We start from the raw sequence: 16,293 nt of genomic DNA, 5'->3' as shown, positions 1-16,293 counted from the left end.
GCGACTTTAGGCGGACGCTTGGCCTTCCGCCAGGAAGAACCAGGTTTCCAGCACGGAGTCGGGGTTCAGCGAGACACTTTCGATGCCCTGTTCCATCAGCCAACGGGCCAGGTCAGGGTGGTCGGAAGGGCCTTGGCCGCAGATGCCGATGTACTTGCCGGCCTTGTTACAGGCCTGGATAGCATTGGACAGCAGCTTCTTAACCGCAGGGTTACGCTCGTCGAACAGGTGAGCGATGATCCCGGAATCGCGGTCCAGGCCCAGGGTCAGTTGGGTCAGGTCGTTGGAACCGATGGAGAAACCGTCGAAGAACTCCAGGAACTCTTCGGCCAGGATGGCGTTGGACGGCAGTTCGCACATCATGATGACGCGCAGACCGTTTTCACCACGGGACAAACCGTTTTCAGCCAGCAGGTCCACGACCTGGCTCGCTTCGCCCAGAGTTCGGACGAACGGCACCATGATCTCGACGTTGGTCAGCCCCATCTCATTACGTACACGTTTCAGCGCGCGGCATTCCAGTTCGAAGCAATCACGGAACGCTTCGCTGATGTAACGCGAGGCGCCACGGAAACCCAGCATTGGGTTTTCTTCTTCCGGCTCGTAGAGTTTGCCGCCGATCAGGTTCGCGTATTCGTTGGACTTGAAGTCCGACAGGCGCACGATGACCTTTTTCGGGTAGAACGCCGCCGCCAGGGTGCTGATGCCTTCCACCAGCTTCTCGACGTAGAAGCCCACCGGGTCGTTGTAACCGGCGATGCGCTTGTCGACGCTTTCCTTGATATCCAGCGGCAGGCCGTCGTAGTTCAACAGCGCCTTGGGGTGCACGCCGATCATGCGGTTGATGATGAACTCCAGGCGGGCCAAGCCCACACCGGCGTTCGGCAACTGCGCGAAATCGAAGGCACGGTCCGGGTTGCCGACGTTCATCATGATCTTGAACGGCAGGTCCGGCATGGCGTCGATGGAGTTTTGCTTGATGTCAAAGCCCAGTTCGCCTTCGAAGATGAAACCGGTGTCGCCTTCAGCACAGGACACGGTCACGCCTTGACCATCCTTCAACAGTTGGGTGGCGTTGCCGCAACCTACAACTGCCGGAATGCCCAGCTCACGAGCGATGATCGCCGCGTGGCAGGTACGCCCGCCACGGTTGGTGACGATAGCGCTGGCACGCTTCATCACTGGTTCCCAGTCCGGGTCGGTCATGTCGGAGACCAGTACGTCGCCTGGCTGGACCTTGTCCATCTCGGACACGTCCTTGATGATCCGCACCTTGCCGGCGCCGATGCGCTGGCCGATGGCACGGCCTTCCACCAGCACGGTGCCGGTTTCCTTGAGCAGGTAGCGCTCCATGACGTTGGCCGAAGTGCGGCTCTTCACGGTTTCCGGACGGGCCTGCACGATGTACAGCTTGCCATCGTCGCCGTCTTTGGCCCATTCGATGTCCATCGGGCACTTGTAGTGCTTTTCGATGATCATCGCTTGCTTGGCCAACTCGCTGACTTCCGCGTCGGACAGGCAGAAACGTGCACGCTCGGCCTTGTCCACATCAACGGTTTTCACCGAACGACCGGCCTTGGCCTCGTCGCCGTAGATCATTTTGATGGCTTTGCTGCCCAGGTTGCGGCGCAGGATGGCGGGACGGCCAGCTTCAAGGGTGTGCTTGTGTACGTAGAATTCATCCGGGTTGACCGCGCCCTGTACGACGGTTTCGCCCAGGCCGTAGGCGCCGGTGATAAACACCACGTCACGGAAGCCCGACTCGGTATCCAGGGTGAACATCACGCCGGCGGTGCCGGTTTCCGAACGCACCATGCGCTGCACACCGGCAGACAAAGCCACCAGCTTGTGGTCGAAACCTTGGTGTACGCGGTAGGAAATGGCGCGATCGTTAAAGAGAGAGGCAAACACTTCCTTGGCGGCGCGGATCACGTTTTCCACGCCACGAATATTAAGGAAGGTTTCTTGCTGACCGGCGAAGGAGGCGTCGGGCAAGTCTTCGGCGGTGGCCGAGGAGCGCACGGCGACAGCCATGTCCGGGTTGCCGGCCGACAATGTGGCGAAGGCGGTGCGGATTTCTTCGTTGAGCTTCTCGGGGAACTCGGCGTCCATGATCCATTGGCGGATCTGGCTGCCGGTCTTGGCCAGGGCATTGACGTCATCGACGTCCAGGGCGTCCAGCGCGGCGTGGATCTGAGCGTTCAGGCCGCTCAGTTCGAGGAAATCGCGGTAAGCCTGGGCCGTGGTGGCGAAACCACCGGGCACCGAGACACCAGCGCCTGCAAGATTACTGATCATCTCGCCGAGGGATGCGTTCTTGCCCCCCACGTGCTCTACATCATGGACGCCGAGCTTATCGAGGGAAACTACGTACTCTACCAAGGTGATCTCTCCACTTTCTGTGTTGGAAAAGCTCAGGACGCCGGCGGCTCAGTAGGAGCTAACGCCCGCGCTTGTGGCCTGGACCTGGAAAATAAGTGAGAATGCGGCCCACTGCGGGACGGCAAAATCGCGCCTATCATATCCAAGATTCGCCATCAGCTTAAGGCCCAGGGCTCAAATGAAACGATCTGCTTTCTTTATCTCCGACGGCACCGGCATTACAGCCGAAACATTGGGTCAGAGCCTGCTCGCGCAGTTCGAAAACAATACCTTCGCCAAATTCACGCGGCCCTATATCGACAGCGTGGATAAAGCGCGGGCCATGGTACAACAAATCAATCTTGCGGCTGAAAAAGACGGCTTTCGGCCGATCATTTTCGACACCATCGTCAATCAAGACATCCGTGAGATTCTCGCAACGTCGAATGGTTTCATGATCGACATTTTCTCGACCTTCCTGGCGCCATTGGAGCAGGAGCTGAGCGAACACTCCTCCTACTCCGTAGGAAAGTCCCATTCCATTGGGCATAACTCCAACTATATGGAGCGTATCGAGGCGGTGAACTTCGCCCTCGACAACGACGATGGCGCCCGCACGCATTACTACGACAAAGCCGACCTGATCCTGGTGGGCGTGTCGCGCTGCGGCAAAACGCCCACCTGTCTGTACATGGCCATGCAATTCGGCATCCGCGCGGCCAACTACCCGCTGACCGAAGACGACATGGAGCACCTGACACTTCCGGCCGCCCTGCGCGCTCATTCCCACAAGCTGTTCGGCCTGACCATCGACCCGGACCGACTCACCGCCATCCGCAACGAGCGCAAGCCCAACAGCCGCTATTCAAGCTATGCCCAGTGTGAGTTTGAAGTGCGCGAAGTGGAAAATCTGTTCCGTCGCGAGAATATTGCGCACATCAATTCCACGCATTTTTCGGTGGAAGAGATTTCGGCGAAGATTCTGGTGGAGAAAGGTGTGGAGCGCAGGTTCAAATAACCTGTGGGAGGGGGCTTGCTCCCGATGGCGACGTGTCAGTTGACAGATTAATTGACTGATCCACCGCCATCGGGGGCAAGCCCCCTTCCACATTTGGGTCGGCGTACATTCAACTCTACAGATGGAACCTGCCCCCACCCTGCCCCAACGCCGTCGCCAACGCATCAAACCCCGCTCGCAACAACTGATCATCTCCCGAGGTATTGCAGATACTCGCCCGAATAAACTGCGGGACCGCCGTCTGCCCTACGGCAAATGCTTCGGCGGTGGCGATCAGGTAATTGTTCTGCTTGAGCTCCGCCTCGATTTCCGACGCACGCCACGGCTCCGGCACTTCAATCCAGAAGTGCGGGCTATTGAGGTGGGTGCGGTATGCCAGGCCTTCCAGCAGGTCACTCACCAAGGCTTTACGCCGGCTGATCTCGTTGATCTGTTGGCGCAGCAGGTACTCGGCCGTGCCATTTTCGATCCATTGCGTGGCCAGTTCCAAGGTCACCGGCGTAGCCATCCAGCACGTAGAACGTAAGGCCGCCGAAATACGGCTGACCAACGCCGGCGGCGCATGCACATAGCCCACGCGCAGCCCGGCGGAAACGGCTTTGCTCAGGCTGCTGATCAAAATCGTGCGCTCGGGGGCGAAATGGCTGAGGGGCGGCGGCCGGTCTTCGACTAATACACCATGAGCTTCGTCTTCAAGGATCAGCAGATTGTGCTCGCGGCACACCTTGACCAGCGCTTCGCGGCGCGCCACCGATAACACGGCGGTGGTGGGGTTCTGGATCGTCGGCGTGCAGTACAGCGCCGAAATCCGGTGGTTTCGACAGACTTCGTCCAGCGCATTCGGCAACACGCCCTCGTCATCCATCTCCAGGCCGATCAGGCGGATGCCAAGCATGCGCGCCGCGGTGATCAAGCCTGGATACGTCAGTTGCTCGGTCACCACCGTATCGCCGGCACGCAGCAGCGCCATCATCGCGCAGAGCAGGCCGTGCTGGCCGCCATTGACGCAGATGACCTGCTCGGGAATCGGATGAAAATCCCTCTGCACCAGCCATTGCGCACCCGCTTCGCGGTAGCGCGGAAGGCCAGCGTCCGGGGTATAGGCGCTGATGTCCTGAAGGAACTTGGCGTTGGTCGATAAGGTTTGGAAGCTCTGGGCCAGGAACGCCGTCTCCTGCCCGGGGATATGCATGTTGCGGCTCATATCGAAGTACTGGCGCGGCTCCTCGCTGACGTTGCGAAAGCCTTCATCGCGCTGGCGCTCCATCCCACGCTTGCGCACGAATGTTCCGTCACCGACTCGCGCAACCACCAAGCCAAGGCGCTCCAACTCACCGTAGGCCCGGCTGATGGTGCCGATGGTCACACCCAGATTGTCGGAAAGCACCCGATGGGGCGGCAGTTTTCGTCCCGGCTCAATCAAGCCTTCGAGGATGCCCCGTTCCATGACATCGGACAGGCGCTTGTACTTCACGCCCTGACCGTTGGACAAGCCCTCACGCATAATTGACACCATGTCAATATTTGTTTTGACAGCCATCTTTCGCCCTAATAGTGTGCTTTTACGGGTTCAATCGCCGAATTTCATAACTCATTACAAGTTCAATATAGAGTTCAATTCCGGCTCAGGGAAGCAATAAACGATGCCAATGTCCGCCGTTATAGAAAACAACGCCAAAACCAACACTCAAAAACAGTGGTTGGCCGGGCTGATCACCAGTGTGATGTTCCTGATCGTGTGCCTGAGTTGGGGCACGACCTGGCTGGGCATCAAAATTGCCGTGGAAAGCGTGCCGCCACTGACCTCTGCCGGCCTGCGTTTCCTGATCGCGTTCCCGCTGTTCCTGTGTTTTGCCATGGTGCGGCGCGAGCCGATCCTGTTTCCCCGCGAAAGCCGCTGGTTCTTCGTGTTCGTGACCCTGTCCTACTTCAGCGTTCCCTACTACCTGCTCAACTATGGCGAGATGCATGTCTCGTCCGGCCTGACCGCCCTGCTCTTCAGTTGCATGCCGGTATTCATCCTGATTTTCTCCGCGTTATTTCTGCGCGAGCGCATCTACTTTTCCCAAGTGGTCGGCATCGGCATCGGCTTCGGCAGCCTCTACATGATCATCAGGAGCCAGGGATTGCATCTGGACCACGCCGAGTTCTTCGGCGTACTGGCGATTCTGACCGCCGCGATCATGCATGCCTTGTGCTACGTGATTACCAAGCAGAAAGGCAGCGCCATCAGCGTGATCACCTACAACACCCTGCCCATCGGCATCGCCGGGCTGATGCTGTTCGTCGCCGGGCTGTGGTTTGAAACACCCACCTTTGAAGACATCACCCTGCGCTCCTGGAGTGCCCTGTTCTACCTCGGACTGGTGGCCTCGGTGGGCGGGTTCATCGTGTACTTCATGCTGCTCAAGCGCTTGAGCCCGATCATCCTGTCGTTCGTGTTCATCATCTTCCCGGTGTTCGCGGTGATCATCGGCGCCTGGTACGAAGGCGTGGCGATTTCACGCGACCTGATGCTGTATTCGGCCATCCTGCTGGCTGGCTTTGCGATCACCAAGTTGCCGATTGAAAAACTCATGGCCAAGAAAAATTGACCCACAACCAACGCGAGAGAAACATGGAAGTCCTCCGCCCCACCGCCCTGGAACAGATCTACGCCCACGCCAGCCGCAGCTATCCCGAGGAATGCTGTGGCTACGTCTTTGCCGACGGCAGCGTGTACCTGGGCAGCAATATCCAAAATGAATTGCACCACAAGAACCCCGAGATGTACCCGCGCAGCGCGGCCAGCGGCTACACCTTCTCGGTGGCCGACACCCTGCTGCTGAACAAGGCATTTCGCAGCGACAACCCCGTGGTGGTGATCTACCACTCCCACCCGGACGTCGGCGCGTATTTCAGCGACGAGGACCAGGACAAGGCGCTGTTCCTGGGCGAGCCGATCTACCCCGTGAGCTATCTGGTGGTGGATGTTCGCCAGGGCCAGGCCCTCGGTTCCAAGCTATTTGCCTGGGATGGCAAACATTTCGCCCTTCAACCCTTCAACGACCTGCACACGGAGTTGTCCATGAACGCTGTCTCTTTCCCCGATATCCTGGTTCGCGTGGCCAAGCTGCCGGAATCGACCCTTGAGAGCACCGGATCGACATTGCGCGAAGTCATTGAAAACCTCTGCAGCAGCCACCCGCAGTTGCGTGCGCACCTGTTTCACGAGAAGAACAACCAGCTCAAGGAACACTTCCTGTTTACCGCCGAAGAAGAGCTGATCGGTGCCGACGAACCCTTGCCGGAACAAGCCAAAATCGAAGTGCTGCTCGCCACGTCCGGCGGCATAGACCTCGACAGTCTGAGCAACGAGGAAGTACAGCGCTACGTGCGCCACATCACCCTGCCGGGCGTCGGCCGCGAAGGCCAGTTGAACCTGAAAAAAGCCAAGGTCTTGATCATCGGCACCGGTGGCCTGGGCTCCCCCATCAGCCTGTACCTGGCGGCGGCCGGTGTCGGCACTCTGGGCCTGGTGGATTTCGATGTAGTAGAAAGCAGCAACCTGCAACGCCAAATCGTCCACGGCAACAGCACCCTCGGCATGCCCAAGGTCGAATCCGCCAAGCAACGCCTGCAAGACCTCAACAGTCATATCCAGATCAACGCCCACGACACCGCCCTGAATGTCGACAACGCCCTGGAGTTGGTGAGCGCCTATGACCTGGTGATCGACGGCACCGACAATTTCGACACCCGCTACCTGGTCAATGACGCCTGCGTACAGCTTGGAAAACCCTTGGTGTATGGCGCCATTTACCGTTTCGACGGGCAGATCAGCGTCCTCAACTACAAGGGCGGGCCGTGCTACCGCTGCCTGTTCCCCAGCGCACCGCCCGCAGAACTGGCACCCAATTGCAGCGCCGGTGGCGTGATTGGCGTACTGCCCGGCGTGGTGGGGATGATCCAGGCCACCGAGGCCATCAAGCTGTTGATCGGCATTGGCGAACCGCTGTCCGGGCGCTTGATGCGCTTCGATGCGCTGGCGATGAAATTCAGTGAGATCCGCTTCAAACGCCGCGCTGACTGCCCGTGCTGCTCCGAACTGCGCCACAGTGAAACGGTCGCGCCAGCCGTGTGCGCCGACACCATGCCCAGCGCACCGTCACTCGCCAAAGAGCGCTACATCAAGCCGCGAGTTCTCAAGCAATTGCTCGAACACCCGCACAGCGCCGACGTGCTGCTGGACGTGCGCGACGCCAGCGAACTGGAGGTGTGCAAGTTACCGGGGGTGGTGCACATCCCCCTCGCCGAGCTGGACGGTCAACTCGACCGCCTCAGCCGCGACAACACTCATTACCTGATCTGCTACGCCGGCACCCGCGCCGAGCAAGCGGCCAGTACGCTGCTCGCGGCAGGTTTTGCCAACACCAAAGTCCTGCAAGGCGGCATGAAGCACTGGGTTCGCGACGTCGAACCCGACATGCCCTTGTACTGAGTTGAGGACTGACTGATGTTGCATAACTCGATCCTCGATGCCATCGGCCACACGCCCATCGTGCGTCTGGCGCAGTTTTCCGAAGACCTCGGCATCGAGGTCTACGCCAAGCTCGAATCCCTCAACCCCGGCGGCAGCCACAAGGCGCGCATCGCCCTTGGCATGATCCTCGACGCCGAGCGCCGGGGCGTGCTGATGCGCGATTCCGGGCAAACCATCATCGAGCCCAGTGGCGGCAACACCGGCATCGGCCTGGTGATGGCCGGTAACGTGCTGGGCTACAAGGTGGTGCTGGTGATTCCCGACAACTACAGCCCTGAAAAACAGAAGCTGCTGCGCCTGTACGGCGCCAAGGTGGTGCTGTCGGACAGCCGCCTGGGCAACAATTCCCACGGTGAAAAATGCATGGAGTTGCAGCTGGAAAACCCCAACTACGTGATGCTCAACCAGCAACGTAACGGCGCCAACCCGCAGACTCACCGCGACACCACCGCTCCGGAAATCCTCCGCGCCTTTGGTGATCGCCGCGTGGACTACTTCGTCAGCGGCATCGGCACCGGTGGCCATATCACCGGTATCGGCGAAACCCTCAAAGCCGCCTGGCCGGCACTACGCGTAATGGGCGTGGAACCGGAAGAATGTGACCTGCTGAAAAACCAACACGCGCCGCACCATATCCAGGGCCTGTCGATTGGGCTGATCCCGAGCATCCTCAACCTCGATGTGATTGACGGCATGCTCAAGGTTTCGCGCCAAGACTGCATCGACATGATGAAACGCATCATGCGCACCGACGCCATCAGCCTGGGCCTCTCCTCCGCCGCCAACATGGTGGCCGTCGCCAGGCTTGCCCCCGAACTGCCGCCCGAAACGGTGGTGTTGACCATGGTCTACGACAATGCCGACAGCTACCTGCCCAGTTTCGAATAACCGGTTTTCCAACCAGCCAGAATGCGGGGGTTCCTCCATGGGCGGCTTTATCGACATGCAACACCTGCATGATGAGTTGCTCACCCAACTCATCAAGACCCTGACGCCTGCGCAAATGAAACAGTTGGAACCGCACCTGGCGCCGCTGATCCAGAGCGCCGCCCAATCAGTGGCCGAAGACCTGATCGCCTATGCCTACCGCGACCCGGCTTCACGCGGTCGCGGCGAGCTGATTCTGGAATCCTATGCCTCGTTCAAGGCGGTGCTGTATTACCGGCTTGCGCACCTTGTGTGGAATTTCCCCGACCAGACCAACGGCGTGTTCTCGCGCATCGCCCTCAAGCTCAGCAACCAGGGCAAAGTGCTGTCCGGCGCCGAGATACACCCGGCGGCGCGCATCGGCCGGCGCTTTGTACTGGACCACGGCTACGGCACGGTCATCGGTGAAACCTGCGAGATCGGCAACGACTGCTACATCCTCTGCGGCGTGACCCTCGGCGCTCGAGGCATTGCCAACAACCCTGACGGCAAGCGCCATCCACGCCTGGGCAACAACGTCGAAGTCGGCTCCGGTGCCCGGGTGCTGGGGTATGTGTTAATTGGCGATAACGTGTTTATCAGCCCGTCCTGCGTGATCACCCAGGACGTGCCCGCCGGGACCAAGGTCAAGGTGGTCAACCAGATCCAACTGCAGAAAAACGATGAATCGGACCACAGCAGCTACCTTGGCGCCTTCGCCCTGGAGGAGCGCTTGCACGTGGTCGGCGAGGTCAACGCCAGCCACAAGGTGACGGTGCTGGACGCCGACTTCCACCCTTTGCCTGGGCTGATGCTGGAGCCGACAGTGAAGGAGCGTCATCACCTCCAATTTCGTCTGCACCGGGTCGAAGCCGGCAATCAACTGCCGCGCCTGCCGCTGAACCTGAAAATCTGCGGCCCGGAATTTGAAATAACCCTGCTTTCCCCCCCTGGCTTGAGTGCAATGGTGCGCCACCTGTTGCAAGCCAGCCCACTGATCGTCGGAGGTTGAACATGTCCGTGCACTCCATGGAAACCCTGGCGCTGTATGACAGCGCGCCCTACCAGAACGCATTCAGCGCCCGGGTGATTGCCGTTAGCGAGCACGGCATTGCCCTGGAGCACACACTGTTCTACCCCACCGGCGGCGGACAGCCGGGCGATACCGGCCACTTGACCTTACCCGATGGTACGCGGGTCGAAGTGATCGGCACCGTACGCGACCAAGTACTGCGCTCGATCATCTGGCACCAGGTTGAACACTGCCCCGAGCAACTGGTTGCCGGAGTACAGGTGGATGCCGGGCTGGATTGGGCACGGCGCTACCAGCACATGAAAATGCACACCTGCCTGCATTTGTTGTGCTCGCTCATCGATGCACCGGTAACGGGCTGCAGCATCAGTGCCGACAAAGGTCGCCTGGATTTCGACCTGCCGGAAATGACCCTCGACAAAGACAGCATCACCCGCGACCTCAACGCGCTGATCGAACAGGCTCACCCGGTGAAAACCCTGTCGATGGCTGCCACGGAATACTCCACCCTGCTGCAGATCACCCGCACCCAGGCGGTCGCCCCCCCTGTGATCCAAGGTTCGGTACGGGTGATTGAAATTGCCGGGATCGACATCCAGCCGTGCGGCGGCACCCACGTGATCAACACTGAGGAAATCGGCCGGGTGTTCTGCGAAAAGATCGAGAAGAAGAGTAAGCACAATCGCCGGGTGATCCTGCGGTTCGAATGAACGCAATTCAAATGTGGGAGGGGGCAAGTCGAATCGTCGCGCCGCCCTCCCACATTTTTAGTTTTGCGTCGCCTGCTAGATCACGAACAGGTCCATGAAGCGGTTTACAGCTGTGGCCTCAAGCTTCGCCTGGTCCTTGCACAACGCAAAGATCTCGGCGCTGCGTTGCGCGGTAAACCGCGTCGCCAGGTTGGCCTTGAACTTGTCTTCCAGCAACGGGATGCCATCCACGCGACGGCGACGATGGCCGATGGGATATTCCACCGCCACCTGCTGGGTGCTGGAGCCATCCTTGAAGAACACCTGCACTGCATTGGCGATGGAACGTTTGTCGGCCTCCAGGTATTCGCGGCTGTAGCGTGGGTCTTCGACAATGACCATCTTGTCGCGCAGCTCATCAATGATCGGGTGGGCTGCATGGAATTCATCTTCGTACTGCTCGGCCACCAGATTGCCGAACGCCAGAGGCACGGCGGTCATGTATTGCAGGCAGTGGTCGCGATCAGCGGCATTGGCCAACTGACCCACCTTGGAAATGATGCGGATCGCCGACTCATGGGTAGTGATCACGATGCGCTCGATCTCATGCAGTCGATGTTTGACCTGAGGATGCAAGGTCACCGCCGCTTCGCAGGCTGTTTGCGCATGGAACTCGGCGGGGAAGCTGATCTTGAACAGCACGTTTTCCATCACATAGGTGCCGTATGCCTGGGAAAGGCTGAACGCGCGCTTGTCCTCGGGCTTGAGCGCCAGGTCCTTGTTGGTGTGGCTGAACAACACGTCGTAAAAGCCCCACTGCGGCGCGCTCAAGACACCAGGAATGCCCATCTCGCCACGCAGCGCGATATCCGCCAGGCGCACGCCACGGCTTGATGCATCACCCGCCGCCCAGGATTTTCGCGAGCCGGCATTCGGCGCATGGCGGTAAGTGCGCAGCGCTTGCCCATCCACAAACGCGTGGGACAAGGCCGCCAGCAGTTGCTCACGGGTGGCGCCCATCAGCTTGGCAGTGACCGCCGTCGAGGCGACTTTGACCAGCAGCACATGGTCGAGGCCGACACGGTTGAACGAGTTTTCCAGCGCGATAACGCCCTGAATTTCGTGGGCCATGATCATCGCTTCCAACACCGCACGCACGGTCAGCGGCGCATCTCCATTGGCCACACGTTTTTGCGACAGGTGATCGGCCACGGCCAGAATGCCACCGAGGTTATCCGAAGGGTGGCCCCATTCAGCGGCGAGCCAGGTGTCGTTGTAGTCGAGCCAACGCACGATGCAGCCGATGTCCCAGGCGGCCTTGACCGGATCCAGGCGCAACGACGTGCCCGGCACCCGCGCACCGAACGGCACCACCGTGCCCTCGACGATCGGCCCCAGGTGCTTGGTGCACTCGGGAAAACGCAGCGCCAGGAGGCCGCAACCGAGAGTGTCCATCAGGCAGTTGCGGGCGGTGTCGAGGGCGGCTGGGGAGTCGATCCGGTAGGTGAGGACGTAGTCGGCGATGTCCTGCAGAACCTGGTCGTAGTCGGGGCGGTTGTTCTGGTCGACGTTGGTGCTCATGGCAGATCTCCAAAGTGAGTTAGGGTTGTTGCATCCTCAGGGTCAGGGTTGATCGTTTCGCAGGTCTGAATGCCTGCTTATGACTGTGGGGGGGCGGTGCGACGATTCGACTTGCCCTTGATGGCGGTGGGTCAGTGATGAATGTGTCGACTGACGCACCGCTATCAAGGGCAAGTCGAATCGTCGCACCGCCCCTCCCACAAGGGATTGGTGTTGGACTTTAGAAAGAGTCGCCGGGTACGCGGACGAAACCTTCCATCAACACCCGTGCACTGCGGCTCATGATGGCTTTCTTCACCACCCACTCACCGTTCACCTGGGTGGCTTCAGCCCCCACGCGCAACGTGCCGGACGGATGCCCGAAGCGCACCGCATTACGTTCAATGCCGCCTGCGGCGAGGTTGACCAACGTCCCGGAAATCGCCGCTGCCGTGCCAATCGCCACGGCAGCCGTGCCCATCATGGCGTGGTGCAGCTTGCCCATGGACAGGGCGCGCACCAGCAAATCCACATCGCCAGCCTTGATCGCCTTGCCGCTGGACGCCACGTAATCCGCAGGCTTGGCCACAAATGCGACCTTCGGGGTGTGCTGGCGCTGGGCGGCTTCGTCCAGGTGTTTGATCAGGCCCATGCGCAACGCGCCATAGGCCCGCACGGCCTCGAACATGGCCAAAGCCTTGGGGTCGCCGTTGATCGCGCCTTGCAGCTCGGTGCCGGTGTAGCCGAGGTCTTCGGCGTTGATGAAAATCGTCGGGATGCCGGCGTTGATCAGCGTGGCCTTGAAGGTGCCGACACCGGGCACTTCCAGGTCATCGACCAGGTTGCCGGTGGGAAACATCGAGCCGCCGCCGCCCTCTTCTTCTGCCGCCGGGTCCATGAATTCCAGCTGCACTTCGGCGGCCGGAAAGGTCACGCCGTCCAGTTCGAAGTCGCCGGTTTCCTGCACAGCGCCGTCGGTAATCGGCACGTGGGCGATGATGGTCTTGCCGATATTGGCCTGCCACACACGCACCACGGCCACGCCGTTGTGCGGAATGCGAGCCGGGTCGACCAACCCGGCGGTGATGGCGAACGAACCCACCGCCGCCGACAGGTTGCCGCAGTTGCCGCTCCAGTCGACAAAGGGTTTGTCGATGGAGACTTGGCCAAACAGGTAGTCCACGTCGTGCTCGGCGCGGGTGCTTTTGGCCAGGATCACGCTTTTACTGGTGCTCGATGTGGCGCCGCCCATGCCGTCGATTTGTTTGTCGTAGGGATCGGGGCTGCCGATCACCCGCAACAACAAGGCATCGCGGGCAGCGCCCGGTACCTGCGCCGAGGCGGGCAGGTCCTGGAGGCTGAAAAATACGCCCTTGCTCGTGCCGCCACGCATATAGGTGGCGGGGATCTTGATTTGCGGTACGTGTGCCATGGTTGTCCTCTTAAGCGGTCGCCGCCGATTCCAGGAAGTCCTGGGCAAAACGTTGCAACACGCCGCCCGCCTCGTAGATCGACACTTCTTCGGCGGTGTCGAGGCGGCAGGTCACCGGCACTTCGACACGTTCGCCATTCTTGCGATTGATCACCAGGGTCAACTGCGCACGCGGGGTGCGCTCGCCGACCACGTCATAGGTTTCACTGCCGTCGATGTGCAGGGTGTGACGATCGGTTCCCGGCAAAAACTCCAGGGGCAACACGCCCATGCCCACCAGGTTGGTGCGGTGGATGCGCTCGAAACCTTCGGCCGCAATCGCCTCCACACCAGCAAGGCGCACGCCCTTGGCCGCCCAGTCGCGGGACGAGCCCTGGCCGTAATCGGCACCGGCGATGATGATCAGCGGCTGCTTGCGTTCCATGTAGTTTTCGATGGCTTCCCACATCCGCGTAACCTGGCCTTCCGGCTCGATGCGCGCCAGGGAACCCTGTTTGACCTTGCCGTTTTCCACCACCATTTCGTTGAACAGTTTCGGGTTGGCGAACGTTGCGCGCTGCGCGGTCAAATGGTCGCCGCGGTGGGTTGCGTAGGAGTTGAAGTCGACTTCCGGCAGGCCCATTTTCGCCAGGTATTCACCGGCAGCGCTGTCGAGCATGATCGCGTTGGACGGCGACAGGTGATCGGTGGTGATGTTGTCCGGCAGCACCGCCAGCGGGCGCATGCCCTTCAGCGGACGCGCTCCGGCCAGCGCACCTTCCCAATACGGCGGACGGCGGATATACGTGCTCTGCGGACGCCAGTCGTACAGCGGCGCGACTTTGGGGCCGGTGTCTTCGTGGATCGCAAACATCGGGATATACACCGCGCGGAACTGCTCCGGCTTGACCGAGGCCTTGACCACCGCATCGATTTCTTCGTCGCTCGGCCAGATGTCCTGCAGGCGGATTTCCTTGCCGTCGGCGTCGAGGCCGAGCACGTCCTTCTCGATGTCGAAACGGATGGTGCCGGCAATCGCATACGCCACCACCAACGGCGGCGACGCGAGGAAGGCTTGCTTGGCGTAAGGGTGAATGCGCCCGTCGAAGTTTCGATTACCCGACAGTACGGCGGTGGCATACAGGTCGCGGTCGATGATCTCTTGCTGGATCACCGGGTCGAGCGCGCCGGACATGCCGTTGCAGGTGGTGCAGGCAAACGCCACCACACCGAAACCGAGCTTATCCAGTTCGTGACCGAGGCCGGCTTCTTCCAGGTACATGGCCACGGTTTTCGAACCGGGTGCCAAGGAGGATTTGACCCACGGCTTGCGCTTGAGCCCCAGCTTGTTGGCATTGCGCGCCAACAGCCCGGCGGCGATCACGTTGCGCGGGTTGCTGGTGTTGGTGCAACTGGTGATGGCGGCGATGATCACCGCGCCATCAGGCATTTGCCCCGGCACTTCATCCCACTGTCCGGAGATACCTTTGGCCGCCAGGTCGCGGGTGGCGACGCGGGCGTGGGGATTGCTCGGGCCGGCCATGTTGCGCACGACGCTGGACAGGTCGAAGGTCAGGCCGCGCTCGTACTGCGCGCCTTTCAAATCATCCGCCCACAGACCGGTGTGACGCGCATATTGCTCGACCAGTGCGACCTGTTCATCTTCACGACCGGTGAGTTTCAGGTAGGCGATGGTTTGTTGGTCGATATAGAACATCGCTGCCGTGGCGCCGTATTCCGGGGCCATGTTGGAGATGGTCGTGCGGTCGCCCAAGGTCAGGTTTGATGCGCCTTCGCCAAAGAACTCCAGCCATGCGCCGACGACTTTCTGTTGGCGCAGGAACTCGGTCAGCGCCAGCACCATATCGGTGGCGGTGATGCCCGGCAGCAGCTTGCCCGTCAGCTCGACACCGACGCTTTCCGGCAGGCGCATCCACGAGGCGCGACCGAGCATCACGCTCTCCGCTTCCAGGCCGCCGACGCCAATGGCGATCACGCCCAGAGCATCCACGTGGGGCGTGTGGCTGTCGGTGCCGACGCAGGTATCCGGAAACGCCACGCCGTCACGCACCTGGATCACCGGGGACATTTTCTCCAGGTTGATCTGGTGCATGATGCCGTTACCCGGCGGGATCACGTCGACGTTCTTGAAGGCCTTTTTGGTCCACTCGATAAAGTGGAAACGGTCTTCGTTGCGACGGTCTTCAATGGCGCGGTTTTTCTCGAACGCATCGGGGTCAAAACCCCCGGCTTCGACGGCCAGGGAGTGGTCAACGATCAATTGGGTCGGCACCACCGGGTTGACCTGGGCCGGGTCACCGCCTTGCAGGGCGATGGCATCGCGCAGGCCGGCGAGGTCGACCAACGCGGTCTGGCCAAGAATGTCGTGGCACACCACACGCGCCGGGAACCAGGGGAAGTCGAGATCACGCTTGCGTTCGATCAACTGGCTCAGGGAAGCATTGAGAGTGGCCGGGGCGCAGCGGCGCACCAGGTTTTCTGCCAGTACGCGGGAGGTGTAGGGCAAGGTGGCGTAGGCGCCAGGGGTGATTGCTTCGACTGCCGCACGGGCGTCGAAGAAATCCAGGCGGCTGCCGGGGAGCGGTTTGCGAAATTCTGTGTTCATCGTCAGGACTCGGTCACGGTGATTACAAAAGGAAGACCTGGGCCGATCCAGAATTGAAATGCGATTCAAATGTGGGAGGGGCGGTGCGACGTTTCGACTTGCCCCCGATAGCGGTTTATCAGTTGCCATAGGTGTTGAATGACATACCGCCATCGGGAGCAAGCCCC

General features: G+C 60.6%; 11 protein-coding genes. 6 read left to right on the top strand and 5 right to left on the bottom strand.

What is annotated here, in order from left to right:
* Positions 1-6: 6 nt before the first annotated feature.
* Positions 7-2,382 (bottom strand): phosphoenolpyruvate synthase, encoded by a 2,376-nt coding sequence (gene ppsA / locus AOA61_RS24955; protein ID WP_032887588.1) that lies wholly within the window; start codon positions 2,380-2,382, stop codon positions 7-9.
* 178 nt (positions 2,383-2,560) lie between these two features.
* On the opposite strand from ppsA, the gene AOA61_RS24950 reads away from it, so the two are divergent.
* A complete protein-coding gene (locus tag AOA61_RS24950) occupies positions 2,561-3,379 on the top strand; it encodes a pyruvate, water dikinase regulatory protein (RefSeq protein WP_027603681.1) in 819 nt (272 codons plus the stop codon).
* A gap of 115 nt (positions 3,380-3,494) precedes the next feature.
* On the opposite strand, the gene AOA61_RS24945 is transcribed toward AOA61_RS24950, so the two are convergent.
* A complete protein-coding gene (locus AOA61_RS24945; RefSeq protein ID WP_032887586.1) occupies positions 3,495-4,919 on the bottom strand; it encodes a PLP-dependent aminotransferase family protein in 1,425 nt (474 codons plus the stop codon).
* Positions 4,920-5,079: 160 nt separating this feature from the next.
* Between AOA61_RS24945 and AOA61_RS24940 the strand changes: the two genes are divergently transcribed.
* From AOA61_RS24940 to AOA61_RS24920, 5 genes are read left to right on the top strand one after another with little or no spacing between them, the layout of a single operon-like run.
* Positions 5,080-5,973 (top strand): DMT family transporter, encoded by an 894-nt coding sequence (locus tag AOA61_RS24940; RefSeq protein WP_160385034.1) that lies wholly within the window; start codon positions 5,080-5,082, stop codon positions 5,971-5,973.
* A gap of 23 nt (positions 5,974-5,996) precedes the next feature.
* The gene (gene moeB / locus AOA61_RS24935; protein ID WP_099602940.1) at positions 5,997-7,859 is read left to right on the top strand and encodes a molybdopterin-synthase adenylyltransferase MoeB; all 1,863 of its coding nucleotides are present in this window, start codon (positions 5,997-5,999) and stop codon (positions 7,857-7,859) included.
* A gap of 15 nt (positions 7,860-7,874) precedes the next feature.
* Positions 7,875-8,789, top strand: coding sequence for a PLP-dependent cysteine synthase family protein (locus AOA61_RS24930; RefSeq protein ID WP_032887582.1), 915 nt, complete (start codon positions 7,875-7,877; stop codon positions 8,787-8,789).
* A 37-nt stretch (positions 8,790-8,826) separates the two neighbouring features.
* On the top strand, positions 8,827-9,819 hold the full coding sequence (locus tag AOA61_RS24925) for a serine O-acetyltransferase (RefSeq protein ID WP_032887580.1): 993 nt from the start codon (positions 8,827-8,829) through the stop codon (positions 9,817-9,819).
* Between the two features lie 2 nt (positions 9,820-9,821).
* Complete coding sequence (locus AOA61_RS24920) at positions 9,822-10,550, top strand: alanyl-tRNA editing protein (protein ID WP_032887578.1); 729 nt, start codon at positions 9,822-9,824, stop codon at positions 10,548-10,550.
* 75 nt (positions 10,551-10,625) lie between these two features.
* Here AOA61_RS24920 and prpD read toward each other — a convergent pair whose 3' ends face one another.
* From prpD to acnD, 3 genes are all read right to left on the bottom strand, one after another.
* The gene (gene prpD / locus AOA61_RS24915; RefSeq protein ID WP_032887577.1) at positions 10,626-12,110 is read right to left on the bottom strand and encodes a 2-methylcitrate dehydratase; all 1,485 of its coding nucleotides are present in this window, start codon (positions 12,108-12,110) and stop codon (positions 10,626-10,628) included.
* A 220-nt stretch (positions 12,111-12,330) separates the two neighbouring features.
* A complete protein-coding gene (gene prpF / locus AOA61_RS24910; protein ID WP_099602939.1) occupies positions 12,331-13,521 on the bottom strand; it encodes a 2-methylaconitate cis-trans isomerase PrpF in 1,191 nt (396 codons plus the stop codon).
* A 10-nt stretch (positions 13,522-13,531) separates the two neighbouring features.
* Complete coding sequence (gene acnD / locus AOA61_RS24905; protein WP_099602938.1) at positions 13,532-16,126, bottom strand: Fe/S-dependent 2-methylisocitrate dehydratase AcnD; 2,595 nt, start codon at positions 16,124-16,126, stop codon at positions 13,532-13,534.
* Positions 16,127-16,293: the final 167 nt, after the last annotated feature.

The organism is Pseudomonas sp. 2995-1 (assembly GCF_002742505.1).
Taxonomy (GTDB): domain Bacteria; phylum Pseudomonadota; class Gammaproteobacteria; order Pseudomonadales; family Pseudomonadaceae; genus Aquipseudomonas; species Aquipseudomonas sivasensis.
Note: the sequence above shows the minus strand (reverse complement) of the source record. Positions and strands in the feature narration are given on the sequence as shown.